Source organism: Marinifilum sp. D737 (assembly GCF_026672275.1).
Classification (GTDB): domain Bacteria; phylum Bacteroidota; class Bacteroidia; order Bacteroidales; family Marinifilaceae; genus Marinifilum.
Window position 1 is genome coordinate 43,405 of record NZ_JANQCD010000022.1, and the last position, 21,298, is coordinate 64,702.

20 protein-coding genes and 2 tRNA genes are annotated in these 21,298 nt (G+C 35.1%); 6 read left to right on the forward strand and 16 right to left on the reverse strand.

Going from position 1 to position 21,298, the window contains the following annotated elements; genetic code table 11:
• Positions 1–66: 66 nt before the first annotated feature.
• From NQ163_RS13530 to NQ163_RS13580, 11 genes are all read right to left on the reverse strand, one after another.
• Positions 67–1,506, reverse strand: coding sequence for a leucyl aminopeptidase family protein (locus tag NQ163_RS13530; protein WP_268190845.1), 1,440 nt, complete (start codon positions 1,504–1,506; stop codon positions 67–69).
• A 175-nt stretch (positions 1,507–1,681) separates the two neighbouring features.
• Positions 1,682–2,062, reverse strand: coding sequence for a hypothetical protein (locus NQ163_RS13535; RefSeq protein ID WP_120240888.1), 381 nt, complete (start codon positions 2,060–2,062; stop codon positions 1,682–1,684).
• Positions 2,062–3,057 (reverse strand): DUF4837 family protein, encoded by a 996-nt coding sequence (locus NQ163_RS13540; RefSeq protein WP_268190846.1) that lies wholly within the window; start codon positions 3,055–3,057, stop codon positions 2,062–2,064. Before NQ163_RS13540 ends, NQ163_RS13535 begins: the two co-directional genes overlap by 1 nt.
• Positions 3,058–3,085: 28 nt before the next feature.
• Positions 3,086–4,534, reverse strand: a complete 1,449-nt coding sequence (locus tag NQ163_RS13545) for a lytic transglycosylase domain-containing protein (protein ID WP_268190847.1) — start codon at positions 4,532–4,534, stop codon at positions 3,086–3,088.
• Positions 4,535–4,698: 164 nt separating this feature from the next.
• The gene (locus NQ163_RS13550; RefSeq protein ID WP_110362225.1) at positions 4,699–4,896 is read right to left on the reverse strand and encodes a Sec-independent protein translocase subunit TatA/TatB; all 198 of its coding nucleotides are present in this window, start codon (positions 4,894–4,896) and stop codon (positions 4,699–4,701) included.
• Between the two features lie 53 nt (positions 4,897–4,949).
• On the reverse strand, positions 4,950–6,302 hold the full coding sequence (gene rseP, locus NQ163_RS13555) for an RIP metalloprotease RseP (protein ID WP_268190849.1): 1,353 nt from the start codon (positions 6,300–6,302) through the stop codon (positions 4,950–4,952).
• Positions 6,303–6,431: 129 nt separating this feature from the next.
• Positions 6,432–7,580 (reverse strand): 1-deoxy-D-xylulose-5-phosphate reductoisomerase, encoded by a 1,149-nt coding sequence (locus NQ163_RS13560; RefSeq protein WP_268190850.1) that lies wholly within the window; start codon positions 7,578–7,580, stop codon positions 6,432–6,434.
• A 20-nt stretch (positions 7,581–7,600) separates the two neighbouring features.
• The gene (locus tag NQ163_RS13565) at positions 7,601–8,473 is read right to left on the reverse strand and encodes a M23 family metallopeptidase (RefSeq protein ID WP_268190851.1); all 873 of its coding nucleotides are present in this window, start codon (positions 8,471–8,473) and stop codon (positions 7,601–7,603) included.
• Between the two features lie 116 nt (positions 8,474–8,589).
• Positions 8,590–8,662 (reverse strand) — tRNA-Met (locus NQ163_RS13570).
• Between the two features lie 84 nt (positions 8,663–8,746).
• Positions 8,747–8,819, reverse strand: a tRNA-Met gene (locus NQ163_RS13575).
• A 160-nt stretch (positions 8,820–8,979) separates the two neighbouring features.
• Entirely contained in the window at positions 8,980–9,429 is a 450-nt protein-coding gene (locus NQ163_RS13580; protein ID WP_268190852.1) for a DUF4268 domain-containing protein, read from the reverse strand.
• Between the two features lie 129 nt (positions 9,430–9,558).
• On the opposite strand from NQ163_RS13580, the gene NQ163_RS13585 reads away from it, so the two are divergent.
• The 6 genes from NQ163_RS13585 to rnhA all read left to right on the forward strand — a co-directional run bounded on the left by NQ163_RS13585 (position 9,559) and on the right by rnhA (position 16,275).
• The gene (locus NQ163_RS13585) at positions 9,559–10,704 is read left to right on the forward strand and encodes a metallophosphoesterase (protein WP_268190853.1); all 1,146 of its coding nucleotides are present in this window, start codon (positions 9,559–9,561) and stop codon (positions 10,702–10,704) included.
• Between the two features lie 12 nt (positions 10,705–10,716).
• Positions 10,717–11,397, forward strand: a complete 681-nt coding sequence (locus tag NQ163_RS13590; protein WP_268190854.1) for a DUF4956 domain-containing protein — start codon at positions 10,717–10,719, stop codon at positions 11,395–11,397.
• 35 nt (positions 11,398–11,432) lie between these two features.
• On the forward strand, positions 11,433–12,515 hold the full coding sequence (locus tag NQ163_RS13595; RefSeq protein ID WP_268190855.1) for a hypothetical protein: 1,083 nt from the start codon (positions 11,433–11,435) through the stop codon (positions 12,513–12,515).
• Between the two features lie 52 nt (positions 12,516–12,567).
• The gene (locus NQ163_RS13600) at positions 12,568–13,167 is read left to right on the forward strand and encodes a ribonuclease HII (RefSeq protein WP_268190856.1); all 600 of its coding nucleotides are present in this window, start codon (positions 12,568–12,570) and stop codon (positions 13,165–13,167) included.
• A gap of 267 nt (positions 13,168–13,434) precedes the next feature.
• The gene (locus NQ163_RS13605) at positions 13,435–15,612 is read left to right on the forward strand and encodes a S46 family peptidase (protein ID WP_268190857.1); all 2,178 of its coding nucleotides are present in this window, start codon (positions 13,435–13,437) and stop codon (positions 15,610–15,612) included.
• Positions 15,613–15,816: 204 nt separating this feature from the next.
• Positions 15,817–16,275 (forward strand): ribonuclease HI, encoded by a 459-nt coding sequence (gene rnhA / locus NQ163_RS13610; RefSeq protein ID WP_120240900.1) that lies wholly within the window; start codon positions 15,817–15,819, stop codon positions 16,273–16,275.
• Positions 16,276–16,387: 112 nt separating this feature from the next.
• Here the strand turns inward: rnhA and NQ163_RS13615 are convergent, their stop codons facing one another.
• The 5 genes from NQ163_RS13615 to NQ163_RS13635 form a co-directional block, all read right to left on the reverse strand.
• On the reverse strand, positions 16,388–17,413 hold the full coding sequence (locus NQ163_RS13615; RefSeq protein WP_268190858.1) for a potassium channel family protein: 1,026 nt from the start codon (positions 17,411–17,413) through the stop codon (positions 16,388–16,390).
• Positions 17,414–17,442: 29 nt separating this feature from the next.
• Positions 17,443–18,204 carry a S1 family peptidase gene (locus tag NQ163_RS13620; protein ID WP_268190859.1) on the reverse strand — a complete coding sequence of 254 codons (762 nt, stop codon included), beginning with the start codon at positions 18,202–18,204 and terminating at the stop codon, positions 17,443–17,445.
• Positions 18,205–18,305: 101 nt separating this feature from the next.
• Positions 18,306–18,656, reverse strand: a complete 351-nt coding sequence (locus NQ163_RS13625; RefSeq protein WP_268190860.1) for an S-adenosylmethionine decarboxylase — start codon at positions 18,654–18,656, stop codon at positions 18,306–18,308.
• Between the two features lie 93 nt (positions 18,657–18,749).
• Positions 18,750–20,288 carry a polyamine aminopropyltransferase gene (locus NQ163_RS13630; protein ID WP_268190861.1) on the reverse strand — a complete coding sequence of 513 codons (1,539 nt, stop codon included), beginning with the start codon at positions 20,286–20,288 and terminating at the stop codon, positions 18,750–18,752.
• A 118-nt stretch (positions 20,289–20,406) separates the two neighbouring features.
• Positions 20,407–21,279: a DUF350 domain-containing protein gene (locus NQ163_RS13635; RefSeq protein WP_120240904.1), complete on the reverse strand. Its 873-nt coding sequence runs from the start codon at positions 21,277–21,279 to the stop codon at positions 20,407–20,409.
• Positions 21,280–21,298: the final 19 nt, after the last annotated feature.

Below are 21,298 nucleotides of genomic sequence, written 5' to 3' on the forward strand. Positions count from 1 at the left end.
AAACTTAGCTTGCGATTACAAAAATAGAAAGAATCCCTTAATCCTAACTATCTTTTTAATGATTCCTTATGATTGGTAATTTTTTATAAAATCGTACAACAAACGAACACCAACACCAGTGCCTCCTTTTCCTCGGTAATTATCTGTTGTACCAAGGAAAGCAGGGCCTGCAATATCGATATGAACCCAAGGATAGTCTGTAAAGTATTCAAGAAATTTCCCGGCAGTTATAGCTCCTCCATCACGACCCCCAATATTTTTCAAATCTGCAATGTCTGATTTTATTAACTCTCCGTATTCTTCCCAAAATGGAAACTCTACCACTCTTTCATAAGTCTTGTTTCCTGATTTTTTAAGTTGTTCCATTTTATCCGTACTTTCTTCATTCCCCATAGCAACAACTCCATATTTGCCAATTGCAACCGCAGCAGCTCCAGTTAAAGTTGCCAAATCGATAACAAATTCAGGATCATATTTTTTTGCATAACTCAAAGCATCAGCAAGAATTAATCTTCCTTCGGCATCGGTATTTAACACCTCTACATTTAGTCCATTATACATTTGAATAATATCTCCGGGGGCATAGGCATTTCCTCCCGGACGATTATCTGTAGCAGGAATTAGGCCAATTACATGAACAGGAAGTTTTGCTTTTGCAATTGCATACAATGCCCCTGCTACGGATGCAGCTCCTCCCATATCAGATTTCATTAAATCCATACTGTCTTTGGTTGGCTTTAAACTCAAACCTCCTGTATCGTAAACAATGCCTTTACCAACAAATACAATGGGCTTTGTATTTTTTGCACCTTCAGGTTTCCATTCTAAAATCGAAAATGTTGGCTCATCAATACTTCCCTTATTTACAGCCAAAAGACCTCCCATTTTCAAGCTTTGAATTTTAGTTTTTTCAAAAACTTCCACACAAAAGCCTGATTCATCAGCCAATCTTTTGATCTCCTCGCTTAATTTTTCCGCAGTTAGATAACTTAATGGTTCATTTACCAGGTTGCGTGCATGTTTTACCGCTTCGCATACTGCTTTTAATTCTTTAATGTCTTTTACTTCCAACACATCGCTCTGAACATGAACTTCGTTTAGATAATGCTTTACTTTTTTAGTTTCCTTTAAATATTTTATAAACTGATAGTTGCTTAGAGACAAGCCTTCAAGAATTGGTAAAATCAATTCTTTGTTCAAAGAAAAATCAACAACTACAAGTTCTGAGATTTTACTTTCCTGAACTTTTGAATGAAGAGAATTACCAAGTTTTCTCATTTTCTCGTAATCTTTATACGTTGGCTTTTCTGTTGAACTTACATGCACAAAAATCTTTCTAGTATATTGATTGAGTTCTATCAACGAAACCTCACTCTCAACCTGTTTCGTAAGATATTGAATTTCATTTTCGGCAAGGGGAAGGTTTTTGTAGTTTTTATTGCTTGTCAAGTAAAATACATTCTTTGTTTCTACTGAAATATTCGGTGTAAGTAAATCTATATTCATGTGTTAATTTTTAAGTTGAAATGGTTTTTGTGTGAAAACCAATTTTGAAGTTAAGTAAAAATACTAAAAATCAATTCAAACTGTGACTATATTTATAATCGAACTCAGGTTAAAAATCTTTTCTTTTAAAATCTGTCCAAAAGAAAAACCGCAGCTCTGCAGCTACGGTTTCTTTTTATAATTTATCCGGATTCTCTTTAAAGTAATTTCTTATCAGAACTTTTTTCAGTTCCCGAAGAATCACCAATTCGGCAAGAAGATCTGATTTTGGCACATCAGGATATTGCGCCTCGGCTTGCATAACTTGCTTTTCACTCAAATCAATCTGATAAAGCAATAAAACCAACCGGTGGTAATCTCGATCCAAGAGCCAAATTAAATGTTCTTTCAATTGAGAAAACAATTCCTCATACGCATAATCCACTTCGCCCGAAAATTGCACCTCTAAACCAAATTGAGCGAAATCTTTCTCAATTTGTGCAGCAACTTGTCGAATTATTTCTTCGCGATTACGATATGGTTCGATGCTTAAATTTTTATAATCGGGCAAATTCATTACTTAATGGTATTATCGTATGAATACATGATTGCTTCCAATTCACGCAACATTTCACGTTTATTATTATTAGGATAATAAACGTAAGAATCCATACAGATTACTCTATTATTCTTTTCATCAAGAAAAGTTACACTTACAAATGGACCACCCATAAAGTCATTTTCAACTTTCCAAAGTCCACGAGTTTCATAGGCATAATTCCCTTCAAAATCGAATTGTCTGGAAATAATCGGATATGACATTTCAGTTCCCATATAACTTCCTTCTGTAGGCCCGGGAACGTATTTTTTCAATAAATTGTTTCTTCTTTTGATAAACTGATCTTTTGAGAACATATCCTCCGAAAGATAGTCATATGAGTAGATGAACATTCCCTGGCTGGTCGTTGGAGTTTCATTACTTATCCAAAGAAAATCTGGTTCATCTTTATTGATTTTATATCCAGATGGAAACGAAAGTGTAAATTGATATTTTGATTTTACTTTCTCGAAGATTTCCTGAACTACATTTCTTCTAAATGTTTTTATTTTTCTATTTCTCTCTCCCAAAAGGAAATAAGCAACAATTTTATTTCTATTCTCTTGCAATAATTCAATCATTGCTTTATTGTTTTTTGCTTCAATCTTCATGAATGACTGAGTCTTGGCATACAGTTCATCCTTAACAGCAAGATTGCTTTTTTTCACTTTAGCAGAAACTCTAAGATCCAGGATACTACGATGAGTTTTAAACATACTGCTAAAAGCATTGTGATTGATATGAATGACATCCAGAACTGGTTCATCTTGTGGTAATCCTAGTTGGGTATCATTAAGAATTGATTTTAATGTATCCCCCACAGCACTTTCCCACAATGCGTCATTTATCAAAACCAAAATCTCACCAGATCCACCAGTCACAACTGGTCTCAAACCTTTTGTTGTCTTTTTACAAGACACTGCACTTACGATAATAAGCGCACAAAGAAGTGTTATATTTATTATTTTTTTCATAATTAGATGTTTATTTGGAATTCAATTATTATTCGTATTGAACTATTTTTAATACCATACCTGGTTCAACAACATTAGATTGATTTATGTTATTTACCTCAACCAGATCTTTAACAGACTCTACTTTAAACCTATTGGCAATTGATTGCAAACTATCACCTTCTTGGACCTCATAAAGTAGAAATTTGCTCTGTTTCAACAATGGATCTCTTTGAGGCTTTTGAGCAATCTCTTCGGATGGTTTCACCCAAATTTTTAATCGTTGACCAATGTAGATATCATGATTCTTCATATTATTCCACTCCATAATATTGTGTGTGGTACAAGAATAGTTCATAGCTATTTTATGAAAATACTCTCCAGCTTTAACAACATGATAGATCATATATTTCCCTTTGGTAGAAGAAAGTTCTTTTTGCAATTCAAGGTACTTCTTAGGTTGATCCTTCATTGCATAAATTTCTTCTTCATTGTCGATAAACAAACCAATTTTTTCGACAGGAAGAACCAATTGAGCAGGCAACTCTCCTGTAGGAATTATATCTCGTTTGTATGTAGGATTTAATTTTCTAATTTCTTCTATCGGCACATCAATTACCGCTGCCACATGTTTAAACAATACACTTTTCTTCACATTCACCGGTGATACCCTAAAATAAGGATATTGATTTGGTTCAGCCACAATATTGTGCTCTCTACTATAATTTAAAATGTAATTTGCCGCAATAAAAATTGGCACATAATTTCTGGTTTGCTGTGGTAAATATGGTGATATTTCCCAGAAATCAGTTTTACCACCTGAACGCTGAATTGCCTCACGCACAACTCCAGGCCCTCCATTATAAGCTGCAATAGCCAATTGCCAATCGCCAAAAATACGGTGCAAATACTGCAAATACCTGCAAGCTGCTTCGGTTGATTTCTCTGGATCCATTCTCTCATCAACATAGGAAGTAACCTTTAAATCAAACATTTTGCATGAATTATACATAAACTGCCATAGGCCCATTGCTCCCGATCTAGATCTTGCTTTAGGATCCAAAGCAGATTCTATTACCGAAAGATACTTTAGTTCCAATGGCAAATTATATTTGTCCAAACACTCTTCGAAAATTGGAAAATACAATTCCGAACGTTCAATTATTTTTCCGGTTTTCTCTCGATGACGCACTGCATATGCTTCAATAAATCGACGAACCACTGGTTTGTAATCCAACTGTATTGGTGTCAGATCATTTAAACGTTTCATTCTTTCTTTATATATCTCATCCGAAAAAACAGGAATATAATTCGCATCTAAAATTTCATTGTCTGGAAGTTCTTCTTTCAATATCTCATCAGTAAAATACATTAATCTTTGGTTGACTTCTTCTGCATTTTCTGGTTTTTCTTTTTGCAGAATGCTAAACAAAGATTGAGCAGATACAGCAGAACTGCCTACAAGAGAGATTAACAAAAGAAGGATAAAATTCTTCATGCAAACTAGTGGTTTAGGTTTAGGGATTTCTAAATTCGAATTGAAAATAATTAATTTACAACTAGCATCCAAATGATTTTACAAGTTTTAAACTAATTTTTTAGTTGATTTAGTTTTAAAAAACAGAGTCATTAAAAAAGGCAGGTAAATAACCTGCCTCTCATTTATTTTTCTAACGACTCTTTATCCTTATTGTTTTGATCCTGGTCTTGATCCGTAGCCTTTTTAAACTCCTTCATTCCTTGACCTAATCCTTTCATTAATTCAGGAATTTTTTTGCCACCAAAAAGAAGTAAGATTACAAATACAATTATTACGATTTGCCAGGGACCAATCATTCCCGCTATTACAAAAAGATTCATATCAGTTGAGTTTTAGTATTTACAGTGCTAATATAGTATTTTTAATGCAATAATTACCAATTGGATACCCATTTCACCACATCATTGGCATTTGCAAAAATAAGCAAACCAAAAAGTAAAACCATTCCTGTAACCTGTGCATACTCCATAAACTTATCGCCGGGCTTTCTTCCTGTAATTATTTCATACATCAAGAATAACACATGACCACCATCCAATGCTGGAATTGGTAGGATATTCATAATCGCCAAAATAATAGAAAGAAAGGCTGTTAACTCCCAGAAAGCATGCCAATCCCAAACCGATGGGAAAATACTTCCAATGGTACCAAATCCTCCAATTGATTTGTATCCCTTGATATCTTTATCGAAAATTAAACCAAACTGTTTTAGGTAATCATTCAGTTTTTTAAATCCTTTTCCAATACCAGCAGGAACAGCTTGTGCAAATGTATATTCTACAGCTTCATACTTAAATCCGCTAAGGTCTAACAAAGGTTGAAAACCGATTAAGCCTTCATCGGTTGTAGTTAATTTTATATTTAATTCCTGATTGTTTCTTGAAATTAAAACATTAATCTCTTGTCCTGCCTGCGTAGCTAAATACTCTTTGTATTCATCAAAATACGTAAAATTCACTCCATTCACACTTACAATCTCATCATCTTTTTGCAAGCCTGCCAACTTAGCTGGTGAATCTTTAGCTACTTTACCTATTTTCATTGGGTGAAATGGATAACGAATACTAATCGTTGGATCGACACCAAACTTTTTACTGCTTCGTTCAATTAATGCTGGAATATACGTTGCTGGAATTGCAACATCCACATTTGCTCCATCGCGAATCACTTGAATTGATGAAGGTCGATTTAGAATAATCTCTGGCATGATTTGAGAAAATCTTTCTACTTTTTGATTATCCAAAGCAACAATAATATCTCCATCCTTTAAGCCAATACTTTCCGACAAAGAATCACAAACAATACCATACTTTGCATTTTCAGCTGGTAAATACTGTTCTCCCCAAGCGAATAAAACGGCTGTGTAGATAACAAATGCCAAGATGAAGTTTACCAATACCCCACCAACCATAATTAACAAGCGCTGCCATGCTGGTTTTGATCTAAATTCGTATGATTTTGGAGGCAGTGCCATTTGTTCCTTATCCATCGATTCATCAATCATTCCTGAAATTTTCACATATCCACCAAGAGGAATCCAGCCAATACCATATTCTGTTTCTCCTTTTTTAAATTTAAAAAGAGAAAATCCAGGATTAAAGAACATATAAAATTTCTCAACCCTTGTTTTGAACAATTTTGCAAATACAAAGTGTCCTAACTCATGTAAAACCACAAGAATAGACAAACTCAATAAAAACTGTCCTATTTTAACCAATACATCCATTCAAATATTTATTTGTAACAGGTAATAAATCAGGAGTAAATAACTCTCATTACACCATACTATTTTTCTACCTGCTAATTGTTAATTACTAATTGTTAATTGTAAAAGGCTGCCTAAGATAATTATTTTTTACAACATGGCTTCTGCCAATCTTCTCGCTTCTGAATCAGATAAAACATAGTCTTCATAGCTTGGTTTCTGAATAAAACTTGCTTTATTCATTACTTCTTCAATGATATCACTCATTTGCAAGAATCCAACTTGATCTTTAAGAAAAGCGTCAACTACAATTTCGTTTGCAGCATTAATTACACATGGCAAATTACCACCTTTATTCATGGCTTCGTAAGCAAGAGCCAAATTTTTAAAGTTCTCAGAATCGGCAGGAGCAAAATTCAATTCAGGATAATCTAAAAAATTAAAACGAGGAAAGTCTGTTTTTAATCTCTTTGGGTAAGTAAGAGCAAACTGAATTGGCAGTTTCATATCAGGCAAACCCATTTGTGCTTTCATCGATCCATCCTGAAACTGAACAATGGAATGAACGATTGACTGATGATGTACAATCACATCAACCTGATCGGGACGTAGATCAAACAACCATTTTGCTTCAATTGCTTCAAAACCTTTATTCATCATACTTGCCGAATCTATGGTAATTTTTGCTCCCATATCCCAATTCGGATGCTTCAAGGCTTGCTTGGCGGTAACATTTTCAAGGAATTTTTTATCTTTTCCTCTAAACGGACCTCCCGAAGCTGTCAGATATATTTTCTCAATTGGATTATCGAACTCACCCAATAAACACTGAAAAATTGCTGAGTGCTCCGAATCAACAGGGTAAATACTTACACCATACTCCAATGCAAATTTCTGTATGATATCACCAGCAACCACCAATGTTTCCTTGTTTGCCAAAGCGATATTTTTTCTGGCTTTAATGGCATTTATTGTAGGCAACAACCCCGAATATCCAACCATTGCAGTAACTACAACATCAATGGCCCCCATTTGAACAACTTGAGCAATAGCTTCGTGACCAGCATAAACCTTTATTGGCTCATCCTTTAAAGCTTCAACAAGTTGAGGGTATTTCTCTTCTTTGGCTATAACAACAACATCAGGCTTAAATTTCTTTGCCTGTTCTATTAGTAATTCTACTTGATTGTTTGCAGTTAAAACATCTACAACAAATTCTTCGGGATTTGCTTCTACCACTTCCAATGTTTGGGTTCCAATGGAACCCGTCGATCCCAGAATAGCAATATGCTTACTCATTAATAATTAGAGTTTTGTTTTTAAAATTTTATATAGTCTTCAGGGTTTAAAGGTTGTCCGTTATGCCACAATTCAAAATGCAAATGCGGACCAGAAGTTAACTCTCCTGAATTTCCCAACAATGCTATTGCTTCTCCAGCTTTTACATGCTCACCTGCTTTTTTCAAAAGCTCAGAATTGTGTTTATACACCGAAAGTAAATTATTCGAATGTTGAATTTGAATCACGTATCCTGTATTCAAAGTCCACTCCGAAAAAATAACTGTTCCATCTAAAACAGAAGATATACGTTCATTTACACCTCCTACAATATCAGTACCATAATGTTGAGACTTACTATCAAAATGATTTGAGATCATTCCCTTTATAGGTGAAAAGAAATGTGTATTTGACAATCCCCTTGATTTTGGAGCATCTTCAAGAGTTAAGTTGTATTTTTCATCTTCCTCATGATCCAAACGGAACAAGGAATCGGATTCTGTTCTTGTAAAACTCAAATTTTTATATTTTGGATCAACAATAGAATCGGAAGCACTTTGAACCACATTATCAAAATCATTTCCTTCCACTATATTTCGAACCCCTTGAAAAAAACGATCTCGTTTCTCCAATTCAAGAATCAATGAATCCACCAGAATGTCATTATTCTCAATATTTCTTCTCATTTCTCCATCTGGATAGCCAGGAATGTACTCTCGTAAAGGCGTAAAAGCAATCAATAAGGTTACTAAAACGATTAACAGAACCGAAAATAGTCCTGTTACGGTAAATACATTTAATCGTGATAGTCGAATAGACAATACTTCATCAAACGTGGCTTCGTTGGATATTGTTAGTCTGTATTTATTCTTTAATTTTTCAATTAAAGGCTTTTTCTCATTTAAACTACTCATACTGATAGTATCTGAAAAGATTTACGCAAAGGTAACAGAAATCAACGAAATTGTATGTTTTTTAAATCAGAAGGAATAAAAAAAGGCTTAGGAAAAATCCTAAGCCTTAAACTAAGTAGCGGGGGCCAGACTCGAACTGACGACCTTTGGGTTATGAGCCCAACGAGCTACCAACTGCTCCACCCCGCAATATATTTTTTAGAAATTATCTGTCTTAATAATTTGCCTTTCGGCGAAAAAATAAGCTTTGACTAAATCAAAGCTCAACCTTAGTAGCGGGGGCCAGACTCGAACTGACGACCTTTGGGTTATGAGCCCAACGAGCTACCAACTGCTCCACCCCGCAATATATCTTAAGACTTATCTCTTTCGTTTTGCGGTTGCAAAGATAAGAGCCTTTTATTCCAAAACAAAATTTTAGTGCTTTTTTTTTAATAATTCCAATAAAAACAACACTTTCAGAAGCTTTTTACCTTGTTAATCAGATCAATAAGCATTAAAAAAAATTAATCATTCTGAACCACTTCTTTTATATCAAGGAAAGCTTCCTCCAATAAACTCATTTTCTGAAATAAAAATTGATAATACTCCTCCCAGTTCTCCTTTTTATACACCGAAGCTCCTCTCAACTGAAAGTAGACAAGGCTTACCTCTTTAAAGCCTTCAATAAAATAATTCTTATCCCAAATCAGTTCATCACCACAAGTATCTTCAACAACTGGTCGATACTTCATGAATTTATCATACACAGAATAACGCTTATCATCCGACTTACTATCAATTTGTAGCATTACAAATGCGCCATCTTCATTTAAATCAAATTTTAATTGTGCTTCTTTGATTTGTGTTCCTTTCAAAACCCAGGAAGTCATTTTTCGACCTTGCTTTTTCGAGTATCGTTTAAAACCATCCCAAAATTGAATCCTAAACTCTCTCTTTTCTTCTTTCGTGTACATTCAAAAATCTATTTTACTGCAAAACTAATAGTTCTTTCTCACACTATAAGAAACTATCAATTAATTTGTAGCAATTTTCAGAATAAAAAATAATCTTATCTTTAACTACTCTAAATTAGTTTGGATTTAATGAGATTATACGATATATATTTTCCCTTTATTACTCTATTTGTATTGATTTCTTGTAGCTTGCATGGATATTCCCAACAGGAAACCATGCCAGATAGTCTGATCGTTTCTTCCTATGTTGAAGGTCCTCATATCAGACAAACTTCAAGTAATCGAGTTGATGTTTATTACATTCAACATGATAGTATCAAAAACAAAACCAAGAAAATATCACGATCTCTTCGATACAAAAACGACACCTTAACATTTAAAGGTTTTGCAGGCTCCGATACATTAACTTATATTATACCTCAGAAAATCAGACCTCGATCTGGAATATTTGAGAAAGCAGATAAGGTAATTGTTCTGGGTGATATTCATGGAGAATTGAAGGCGTTGACTAACATTCTTCGCTATAACAATGTAATTGATGAAAAGAATCGCTGGACATTTGGCGATGGACATATTGTTTTCACTGGCGACGTATTCGATCGAGGGAATAAGGTAACTGAATGTCTATGGCTAATATTCCAACTTGAAATACAAGCTGAAAAAGCCGGTGGACGAGTACATTATATAATAGGCAATCACGAAATGATGGCTTTATTATTTGATGACAGATACGTAGATAAAAAGTACAAACATGCAGCGCGATATTTAAAATATCATTATTCACATTTTTTTGGTAAACACACCGTTCTTGGAAACTGGTTACGCTCTAAAAATACGCTCTTGCGAATAGGTGATCAGCTTTTTGTTCACGGAGGAATTTCTCCTCAATTTCTGGAGAAAAAGATGAAAATTGACGATGTGAATATGAAAATGCGATATCACTTAAACAATTATACTCAACTTGAAGATACTACATTAGTCGATTTATTCTTATATTCATATAGTCCTTTGTGGTATAGAGGATATCTGTCAAGAACTCCAAGTTACGATAGAATTTCTCTTGCCGAAGTAATTAAGACACTAGATTTTTATGAATCAATGGTAATAATTTTTGGTCATACTCCTGTGGCACGAGTTTATCCTTTTTATTCTTTTAAACTCATTGCTATGGATGTTCCTATCGGAGATCCAAACTTCATTGACCAAGCCTTACTGATTGAGAATCAAAAATATTATCGGATATTTGCACACAAAGAAAAAGAACGATTACGTTAAAGCAGACAAACAATGGAACTACTCACTAGTCTAATCAATACTGTAGATGTACCAAGCACTGTTATCCTTTCCAATAACATGGTTGAACTTTTGCTTAGGTTTGTATTAAACATCGTTGTAACCATTTTTGTTGTCAACTATGTATATTTTAGGGCAACAGGAAAAAGAACCTACGTTTTTACTTATATCATGATAAGTACAACCGTATTTTTCCTTTGTTTCTTACTAGGAAATATCGACTTACAACTTGGTTTTGCTCTCGGTCTTTTTGCAATTTTCGGTATTATTCGTTACCGTACCGATACCATTCCAATACGGGAAATGACTTACCTGTTTTTGGTTATTACCATTTCTATCATCAATGCTTTGGCAAGACGAGATGTTAGTTTAGGTGAAATAATAATTACCAATGTAGCATTCATGCTTACCACTTATATCATGGAAAGAGTTTGGATGCGCAGGCATATGGCACGTAGAACCATAATTTATGATCGAATGGATTTGATTCACCCGGATAAACATGATTTGTTAAGACAAGACATAAAAGAAAGAACCGGTCTGGAAATAAACAGATTTAAAATTGGCCAGATAGACTTAGCTAAAAACAGCATCAGGTTAACTATTTTTTATAAAGATGTGGTAGGCAACAACATCTTAACCGATGCAGAATTAAGTGATAAAGGCATGGAATAAATACAAATAGAAACCAACAAACCCACTATATATATATGAATTCGAAAATCCGATATATCGTGTTTTCATTTCTACTAATACTCCTTAGTAGCATAAATTCACTTGGCCTATCCCAAAATATCCAGGATAGTGTTAGCTTATTCAAAGCGCCTAATCTTTTTGAATCCGACACCTTAATAAAATTATCCATTACCACCGATTTAAGAACCTTGGTAAGAGATATAGGTGAGAAAAATAAATATCACAAAGCAAGGTTATCTTACCATCAAGGAGATTCAATTGTTACCATGAGTGTACAATTAAAAACCAGAGGTAATTTCAGAAAAGATAGAAGTATTTGCCCTTTTCCTCCAATTCGAATTAAATTCAATAAAGCTGAATCAAGTTACTCCCTTTTTCATGGGCAAGGAAAACTTAAAATGGTTACCCATTGTCATAACAAAAACGAAAGGTATCAGCAAATGCTCCTCCAGGAATACCTGATATATAAAGCATACAATCTATTTTCTCCTGAAAGTTTCAATGTGCGTCTTGCCGAGATTACTTACAAAGACAGTAAAAATCAAATGGGTCCATTGAAAAAATATGCATTTTTTATCGAAGACTTTGAAGATATGGCTGTTCGAAATGGTAAAATTCCAAGGTATGAGAAAAAAATTCATCAGGACCACACTCTTATTGGTAAAATAACCAAGTTGGCCGTATTTCAATACATGGTTGGCAATACCGACTGGGGAGTTCCAACCCTTCACAATATTAAATTAATTGCCAAAACACCAACTTCCAGACCTGTACCAGTTCCTTATGATTTTGATTGGGCAAGTTTGGTAAATGCTCCTTATGCTGTACCAAACCCGAAGTTAAATATTAAGTCTATCCATGATCGATTATATCGTGGATACAAAAGAACAGCCAAAGATTTGGAATATATTTTTAGGGAGTTTCGAATGAAAAAAGAATCTCTTTATGAAATGTATACAAGTTGCCCGTACCTGAATGACAAAGAGAAAGAGCGTGTATTAAATTATTTCGATGAATTTTATGAAATAATAGATGATCCTAGATCTGTTAAAAGAGAGTTCATCGATAATGCACGAACAATTAAGTACAAGAAATAATTGCAATTATTAATTTGAATTATATTTGTCGAAATTTTAATTTTCAACAAGTATGCTTGCCACATTTTTACATGATAATACAATTGAAGCTGGTTGCGACGAAGCTGGCCGTGGTTGCCTTGCAGGTCCGGTATTCGCTGCAGCAGTAATTCTTCCTTCCAATTTCGAAAACGAATTGTTAAACGATTCTAAAAAGCTATCCGAAAAGAGACGATATCTATTAAGAGAAACCATTGAAAAGGAAGCTATTGCATGGGCAGTTGGAATTGTTGATCATGAAGAAATAGACCAAATCAACATTCTTAATGCGTCTTTTCTTGCAATGCACCGAGCTGTTGATCAATTAAAAACCAAACCGGAACACCTTCTGATTGATGGGAACCGATTTAATCCATACAAGGACATCAACCATACTTGTGTAATAAAAGGAGATGGAAAATACGCATCAATCGCTGCAGCTTCAATACTTGCTAAAACATACCGTGACGATTTCATGATGAAAATTCACGAAGATTTTCCATATTACAATTGGAACAGCAACAAGGGATATCCTACAAAAAAACACCGAATTGCAATTCGCGAACACGGAATTAGCCCATTTCATCGTAAAAGTTTTGGTTTACTTCCAGACCAAATGGAATTAAAATTCTAACAAACACATGATTAACAAGCTATTATCGCTTTATTTTAACGAGGAAATCTATACGTTCATCTAATTTTACCAAAGCGAAAAAAGAATATATAGCTGATTTTCTGACAAATACACAATAGGCTTTAATTGGGATTATCGATAGTATCTATAAAATAGATAGAATAATACTAACTTTGCTTGTCAACAAAATAATTTGACTCAACAAACACTCCTAGTGCTTACTTATAAGTCAAACACTTGGGGCATATTTAAAATTATTCAACTAAAATGAGAAATTTAAAATCATTAGTATTGGGATTAAGTCTTTTGCTTTGCTTTTCTACTGTGAGAGCAGACGAAGGAATGTGGCTTTTATCCTTATTAAAAAAGAACACTGCAGAAATGCAGGAGAAAGGCTTTAAGCTTACAGCTGAAGACATTTATAAAGTAAACGAATCTTGTTTAAAAGATGCAATTGTTGGTTTAGGAAGCGAAGGAAGACCATTCCGTCACTTTTGTACTGGTGAGATTATTTCTGACCAAGGTTTATTCTTAACCAACCATCACTGTGGTTTTGGTGTAATTCAGTCGCACTCAACTCCTGAGCATGATTATTTATCAGATGGTTTCTGGGCATACGATAAGAAAGAAGAGTTAAGCAATCCAGGTATTACTGCTTCTATTTTGGTAAGAATGGAAGATGTAACCAAAGCTGTTTTAAAAGGAGTAAAAGACGACATGTCGGAAGAAGATCGTTACAAAGCGATTGAAGCAGCAGCAACAGCTATTGAGAAAAAAGCTGAAGAAGATACTCACTTGAGAGCTAACGTTAGAAGCATGTTCAATGGCAACCAATACTTTGTTTTCATTTATGAAATTTACAAAGATGTTCGTTTGGTAGGTGCTCCTCCACAATCAATGGGTAAATTTGGTGGTGATACTGATAACTGGATGTGGCCTCGTCATACTGCTGACTTCTCATTGTTCCGTATTTATACTGGTGCTGATGGAAAACCAGCAGCTTACTCAGAAAACAATGTACCATTGAAACCTAAGCATCATTTACCAATCTCTGTTAAAGGAGTTGAAGAAGGTGACTTCGCTATGATTATGGGATTCCCAGGAACAACAAATCGTTACCTAACTTCATATGGTTTAGAAGAAACCATGAAAATTACCAACAAGAATCGTTACGATATCCGTACAGTAAAATTGGATATCATGATGAATGATATGTTGAAAGATCCTAAGGTAAGAATTCAATACGCTTCGAAACATGCAGGTAGTGCAAACTATTGGAAATACTCAAACGAGCAGAATAAAGCTTTGAAGAAGTTGAACACAATAGGTCATAAAAAAGAAATTGAAGAAGAATTCTTAGAGTGGGCTAACGCTAAACCAAAACGTGCAGTGAAGTATGGCGAAGCTTTAAATATGATTAAAAAAGTTTATGCTGACAGAAAAGACGCAGCTTACCAGGCTTCATACATTGGTGAAGCATTGGCTAGAGGTGCCGAAGCTCCAGGATTTGCAGCGAAAGCAAGCAAATTACTAAAACTTCTAAAAGCAGAAACTCAGGATGCTGAAGCTATTGAAAAAACCATTGCTGCAATGAAAGCTTCAGGGAAGAGATTCTATAAAGATTATAATGCACCTACCGATCAAAAATTAATGGCTGGTTTATTTGCATTCTATGCAGGTCATATCAAAATGGAAAACCGTCCTGCTATTTTCGAAACTATCGAAAAAGAGTACAACAACGATTTCAACAAATTTGCTGAAAACGTATATGCAAATTCGGTATTCGCAACAGAAGCAAACTTCAACAAATTCCTTGAAGCACCCGAAGCTGAAGTATTGGAAAATGATTTCTTGTACAGAACAGGTTCATCGATCCAGGAAGCTTACTACGCAGCTTACAAGGCAGCAAGTAAAGGTTCTGAAGAATTGAATCAAGGAAGACGTTTATTTGTTGATGGTTTACTACAAATCAACAAGAAAAAATTAATGGCTCCTGATGCAAACTCAACACTTCGTTTAACTTACGGTAATGTTGGTGGCTATGAGCCAAGAGATGGTGCTTACTACTACCACTACACTACTTTGAAAGGTGTAATGGAGAAAGAAGATCCAACAAGCCACGAATTCCAGGTTCCTGCAAAACTGAAAGAGCTTTATGAAGCTAAAGATTATGGAATGTATGCTGATAAGAACGGTAACCTACCTGCTTGTTTCCTAACGAACAACGACATTACAGGTGGTAACTCAGGTTCTCCGGTAATTAACGGAAATGGTGAATTAATTGGTACTGCTTTCGATGGTAACTCAGAAGCTATGTCAGGTGATATCGACTTCGAAGAAAACCTCCAAAGATGTATCAACCTTGATGTTCGTTACACGCTATTTATCATCGATAAATTTGCTGGTGCCAAAAACATCATCGACGAATTGACAATTGTGAAGTAATTAAGCACTCACAAAATAATAAGCTGAAGAACGCAAAGGATGCTCGAATTTTTGGGCATCCTTTTTTTTTATGAAAGTCTGGAACGGTCGAAAAGTCGTAAAGTCCAATCCTTTGCGTTCTTCAGCTTATAATTCTCGGCGCCCTTTCCGTGAACCCCTTCATATTTTTCTTACTTTTGATCTGGAAAACCTAAACAATACAAGATGTCAGCAAAAATTACAATGTTTACCGATGGTGCGGCTAGTGGAAATCCAGGTCCGGGAGGATATGGAGTTGTTTTAATATCGGGAAAACATCGTAAGGATTTAAACCAGGGATACAAACTTACCACCAACAACCGAATGGAATTGTTGGCTGTAATTGTTGGACTGGAAACTCTTAAAAATCCTGGTTGCGACGTTACCATTTATTCCGACTCAAAATATGTTATTGACTCTGTAGAGAAAAAATGGGTATTTGGTTGGGTAAAAAAGCGTTTCAAAGGAAAGAAAAATGCCGATTTATGGATGCGTTTTCTTGAAATATACAAGAAACACAATGTGAAGTTCGTATGGGTAAAAGGACATGCCAACATACCAGGAAACGAACGTGCCGATGAGTTAGCAGTAATGGCTTCACAAGCTCCTAATTTACTTGATGACACTGGTTATCAGCCTGAATAAATCATTCGCACCTAAAAACATAAGGCCACTCACACTTAGGTTAACACATTGTGATCTATTAGTATACAATGGTATGCGGCATTACCATCCATTACAGTTCGAACTCTCGTTATTATTCCCCCTCTTTTACTCCAAAAAAGTTTTCCAAGCTCTTTTTACTATCTCCACTCGATATTAAAATCAGGTAGTTATTGGTTTGCACATTGGTTCCTTTAACAGGATTTTTAATGATTTTACCATCTTGCACCAAACCAATCAGAATGGCATTAAAATCTACTTTCAATTTCAGGAAAGCATCCATATAATCCGATCCGGCAAACTGGCATTCTTTGGTAATCAGGTATTGTTGGATATCCGAATCCTCATCGGAAACACTGGTGGCAATTAAGTCTTCGGTATAAGTGGCAACATGCGGTTCGAACAAATAGGAAGCAACCAATTTAGAAGCTACCTCGTTTTGCGCAATCACATGATCGATTCCTGCATTTAAAAAGGTTTCTTTCAAACTAGGATTGGCACAACGTACAACCACATTCGTCATTGGGTATTGCTTTTTCAGATTAATCACAAAAACCAAAGTTTCTGAGTCGCTATCAAAATTCACAAAAACTCGCTTGGTTTTGTCTACATTCACTTTCTGATAGGCCTCAATGTTTGAATAATCAGCAAAAAGAGAAAACACATCTTTCGATGAATACAGATCAGCAATTAAATCCAAATCCGCCTTATTGTTGGTAACAATAGCCACTTTTTGTCCGGCATGAATAATTTGATTTGCCACCTTTTGTGCAAATTCATTCCAACCAATAATCACATAATGATTCTCGAAATCGGTTCCCCAAAAACCACTTTTTTTCTTTTCCATATACTGATTAAATCTTACTGTTATTTCACCAATTAAAAATCCTAATATTCCTAAACTACCAATAATTACGAGCAAACCGATAATTTTACCAGGTAGCGTTATCGGATAAAAATCGCCATAACCAACCGTAGTTAGGGTAACAATGGCATACCAAAAAGCATCACCAATGGTTTTGATGTTTGAATCGGGCGATTGACTTTCAAACCACTGAATAGACAAAATTGCCGATACATAAACCAGAAATGCCGCCAGATATATTAGTTTTTTGCGCATGAGTTTTTATAAATATTAGATTTGTCTTGCTATTGATTGGACACATTATACTTTATACCATATTTATCAAACATCATGGTCAAGTATTTGATACTACCAATTACAGTCATATTTCCTTCCTGTCCTGAAACTATTCCAACTAAATAGCCATTTTTATCGATTACAGGAGATCCACTTGTCCCTTTCGGATGGATATCTGCCTTAATTGTTTGAGCATAGAAATAGTCATCTAAATTTTTATAGCATTGTAATTTTCTGATTGAAGGTTTGCTAATGTCTTTCTGTTCCCATCCCCATCCAACAGCATAAACAGTCTCATTTTTCTGTACAGCAGTATATCTTATTTTTAAAGGATATAGTTGATTGTTCTGCTTCTCTACCTCAAAAAGAATCCAATCACGTACCTTCATTGTATTATACTGTCCTATCTGCTCTTGTGGGTTTTTATTTATTAATCTTTTTATGGCAACTCTTCTTTCTTTTTGATTTTTTGGATACATCTGCCATGATTCAAAACTATCCCCCAAATCAACACTACTTAAACCCAATTCTTCAAAAAGAAAAAACATATGCTTGCACGAAACGCCAATTGTATCCGCCCCCGTACTTACCAAAAATGAGTTAGCCATATCATAATAAGTGGTATCGGAAAAACTTATTTCATTTGTCAAAGCAAAATCAGGCCAAGAAGAAACAGGTTTATCAGTCCAGTACTCTTTTATCACCTGTGGTGCATTCCGACATCCAAACATTAACACTATGCTGATCGATAGTAAGGCTAAATTCTTCATAACTTTGGATTTTATTTAAAAAAAATCAATTACAGTTTAGATATCTCTTAGCTCTAAATGCATACTATGGAAAATTGCAGCTAAGTATTAATTCTTACTTGCTAATTGTCCGCTGGCACACAAACTTCAATTCCTTCACCATTCCAATTCACTTGCAAATCGCTCTCTTCAACCATTCTCTTAAAATGCTCCGATTTGCCCTGATTACAGGAGCTCAACTCTACATAGGCATATCCCTTATCTGGGAATGTATGAATGGCCAAATGCGATTCGGCCAACATCCATAAAGCGGTATAACCCTGAACCGGAAAATGATGATCGGAACAATTCAAGATCACAAACTCCACCTTTTCCAGATAATTCTGAAACCTCACCTTTAAAATCATAGGATCACATTCGGTAACCCAAAACCTAAGGCTGTGTATTTTTGCTGCTAGTAATTTTGTTTCCATTGACTAGTCTTTATTCGGTTATAGGCGTAGCACGCTACGTCTCTACATTTCTATATTTTCTTTCCTGTATTATCAATTACCAATTGTTAATTGCTAATACAGGTCCCAATTTCCTTTTAAATAATACTTATAAAGTACTGGTTCGTGAATTTTATTAACCAAAACCGTATCCTTTTCCCATGGATAATAATCCTTTCCAAACGATGTGATCAAAGCCATGGCCTCATTGTTGATCCAATGAGTTGGGATCTCAAACTCGAGTTTTCTTAAATTCTTCTTTACATCCCCGTTGGCTTGTTTCACGCCCAAACTCCATCCCCATTCGCCAAGTGTAATCACCTGGTTGTGCATTGGAACCGTTTCGAATCCTGCACTTTTCATGGTTTCCACAATGCAAGAAAAAGCACGTGTTGCAAAATATGGACTTCCTGCTTGCGTTACAATAACACCGCCTGGTCGCATGTGTCGATAACATTGCTTGTAAAATTCATAGGAATACAATCGCCCTAACTCTACCGAACGAGGGTCGGGAAGATCAATAATTACCACATCATAGTAATCTTCATTCTCTTGCAAAAAAGTAAAACCATCGGCATTATTTACATTCACCTTCTTGTGATGAAGCGAATTCTCATTCAGTTTGGTTAATATCGGATGTGTCTTTCCAAGTTTAGTCATGGCTGGATCCAAATCAACCAAGGTAATCTTTTCTACTTTTGGATACTTTAAAATCTCTCGAACTGCGCAACCATCACCACCGCCCAATACCAGAACATTTACCGGATTAGGATGCAAACTCATTGCAGGATGCACCAAGGGTTCATGATACATTATCTCATCGCGAGTACACAATTGCTGGTTCCCATTCAGGTACAACCAGTAATCGTTTTTCCACTGGGTAATTACGATGCGTTGATATTTGGTCTGTTCAGCATATACAACTTTATCATCATACTTTAGCTGTTCTCCATAACTGATCACTCGATCTGCAATGGCTGTTCCCGATGTAAGAAATACCAAAACAACAACACCTATTCCTGTTAAACTTCTTCGTTCATTGATTTTAAAAAGATCCCATAAGAAAATCATTACCACAATGGAGACTGTGAAATTTACAAATCCAAGAATGAATGGCGTATAAATCAAACCAAAGAAAGGCAGACCAATAAAAGCGAAAAATATTCCACCTAGCAAACTGCCATAATAGTCATTCTCAAGAATATTTGAAATATTGAATCGTAATTTCTCGTACTCATCATTAATTCGAATTACCAAAGGAATTTCCATTCCGATTAGCAAACCAACCAATACGGCCAATGAATAAATCATTATTCCAATGGCTTGCGTATACGCTGATGCCGTATAAACCAGTAAAGGTGCAAAAGAAACTATAATAGACAATGAAAACTCAAGCAGCAAGAACACTTTCAATAAGTTCTGTTCGAAAATCTTACTGAAACGAGCTCCAAGTCCCATTGAAAACAACATCAATGAAATGGTCATCACCCATTGTAATGTTGAATCACCCAGAAAATAGGTTGCCAGTGTAGATAGAATATACTCTGCTACTACACCAGAAAATCCGGTAGCAAAAATTGCTGCCTTTAATAATGTTGATTTACTCTTAAACACAAAGATTAAATTACGAATGACGAATTAGGAATTACGAGTTGAAAATCAAACTCAGGCCTAATACATATCATTCTTGTTTCTTACTAATTCGTAATTGTTAATTTGGAATTCGTAATTATTACAAGCACCATGTAATCAATACCGATCCGCCAATATATGCGAAAGCCTCTACCAAAGCAGCTCCTACATTTGGACGCTCCTGGTTGATAATTTCATCCGTTAATTTTTCTCCTGGAAGAAGAATTTTATCAGTAATTAAACGCATTACCGGAAGAAGAATTAAACCTACCACCAATTCGAAACCTGTCTCGGTAAAGGAAGGAAGCCATCCTTCAAAGTCACCTACCAATCCAAAACGAATCAAGTTACCAATGGCAATAATTGCTCCTGCAAAACCAATCCCTACAGCAACATTGTCTTTTTCGATGTGCTCATGAATATTGTATGGTGTAATCCAATTGTAGAAACGTGTAGTAAGAATTAAGGCCAACTGACCAAATGCCCAAAACACCACTGCAGTTAGAATTCCGAACAACATATCACCACTTTCGCCTGAAACAGCACCAAAAATGATTAAACCTGATGCAACTGAAACAGCACCTTCAATAATTCCTGTTCCTGCATTTTGATCTTCAATAATCTCCTTACGGATAGAAAAATTACGAAGCATCAAATAATCCGAAAGGAAGATAGAACAGTTCAAAAGAACGATTGCCAACAATCCATAAACTGCAATATCAATAATATCGTTGACCAAGCCATTTGAAGGGCCAACAATGGCGCTACCAATAGCCAAAAGCAATCCAACATAGTAACCAACATGAGCGATGGCAAAAGCAAAATTGTCTTTCTTAACCAACTCTTCCTTTACCTTAAACGAAGGATGAAGCAACTGATAAACAAATTTTCCAATCAGGAAAATGGCAAATGCCACAGCGATATAAACCACAGCATCGTAAATGATATAAGAAATTTCTGATAATGAAATCATAATTGTATGTTTTTATTTT

What these genes read in the sequence shown, in the direction of transcription:
- NQ163_RS13620 (WP_268190859.1), bottom strand. Translation starts at nt 18,204, where the DNA reads ATGAAGAATTTAGCCTTACTATCGATCAGCATAGTGTTAATGTTTGGA.
- NQ163_RS13590 (WP_268190854.1), top strand. Translation starts at nt 10,717, where the DNA reads ATGGAACTACTCACTAGTCTAATCAATACTGTAGATGTACCAAGCACT.
- NQ163_RS13605 (WP_268190857.1), top strand. Translation starts at nt 13,435, where the DNA reads ATGAGAAATTTAAAATCATTAGTATTGGGATTAAGTCTTTTGCTTTGC.
- rseP (WP_268190849.1), bottom strand. Translation starts at nt 6,302, where the DNA reads ATGGATGTATTGGTTAAAATAGGACAGTTTTTATTGAGTTTGTCTATT.
- NQ163_RS13565 (WP_268190851.1), bottom strand. Translation starts at nt 8,473, where the DNA reads ATGAGTAGTTTAAATGAGAAAAAGCCTTTAATTGAAAAATTAAAGAAT.
- NQ163_RS13550 (WP_110362225.1), bottom strand. Translation starts at nt 4,896, where the DNA reads ATGAATCTTTTTGTAATAGCGGGAATGATTGGTCCCTGGCAAATCGTA.
- NQ163_RS13600 (WP_268190856.1), top strand. Translation starts at nt 12,568, where the DNA reads ATGCTTGCCACATTTTTACATGATAATACAATTGAAGCTGGTTGCGAC.
- NQ163_RS13635 (WP_120240904.1), bottom strand. Translation starts at nt 21,279, where the DNA reads ATGATTTCATTATCAGAAATTTCTTATATCATTTACGATGCTGTGGTT.
- NQ163_RS13615 (WP_268190858.1), bottom strand. Translation starts at nt 17,413, where the DNA reads ATGCGCAAAAAACTAATATATCTGGCGGCATTTCTGGTTTATGTATCG.
- NQ163_RS13535 (WP_120240888.1), bottom strand. Translation starts at nt 2,062, where the DNA reads ATGAATTTGCCCGATTATAAAAATTTAAGCATCGAACCATATCGTAAT.
- NQ163_RS13545 (WP_268190847.1), bottom strand. Translation starts at nt 4,534, where the DNA reads ATGAAGAATTTTATCCTTCTTTTGTTAATCTCTCTTGTAGGCAGTTCT.
- NQ163_RS13580 (WP_268190852.1), bottom strand. Translation starts at nt 9,429, where the DNA reads ATGTACACGAAAGAAGAAAAGAGAGAGTTTAGGATTCAATTTTGGGAT.
- NQ163_RS13530 (WP_268190845.1), bottom strand. Translation starts at nt 1,506, where the DNA reads ATGAATATAGATTTACTTACACCGAATATTTCAGTAGAAACAAAGAAT.
- rnhA (WP_120240900.1), top strand. Translation starts at nt 15,817, where the DNA reads ATGTCAGCAAAAATTACAATGTTTACCGATGGTGCGGCTAGTGGAAAT.
- NQ163_RS13540 (WP_268190846.1), bottom strand. Translation starts at nt 3,057, where the DNA reads ATGAAAAAAATAATAAATATAACACTTCTTTGTGCGCTTATTATCGTA.
- NQ163_RS13625 (WP_268190860.1), bottom strand. Translation starts at nt 18,656, where the DNA reads ATGGAAACAAAATTACTAGCAGCAAAAATACACAGCCTTAGGTTTTGG.
- NQ163_RS13585 (WP_268190853.1), top strand. Translation starts at nt 9,559, where the DNA reads ATGAGATTATACGATATATATTTTCCCTTTATTACTCTATTTGTATTG.
- NQ163_RS13595 (WP_268190855.1), top strand. Translation starts at nt 11,433, where the DNA reads ATGAATTCGAAAATCCGATATATCGTGTTTTCATTTCTACTAATACTC.
- NQ163_RS13560 (WP_268190850.1), bottom strand. Translation starts at nt 7,580, where the DNA reads ATGAGTAAGCATATTGCTATTCTGGGATCGACGGGTTCCATTGGAACC.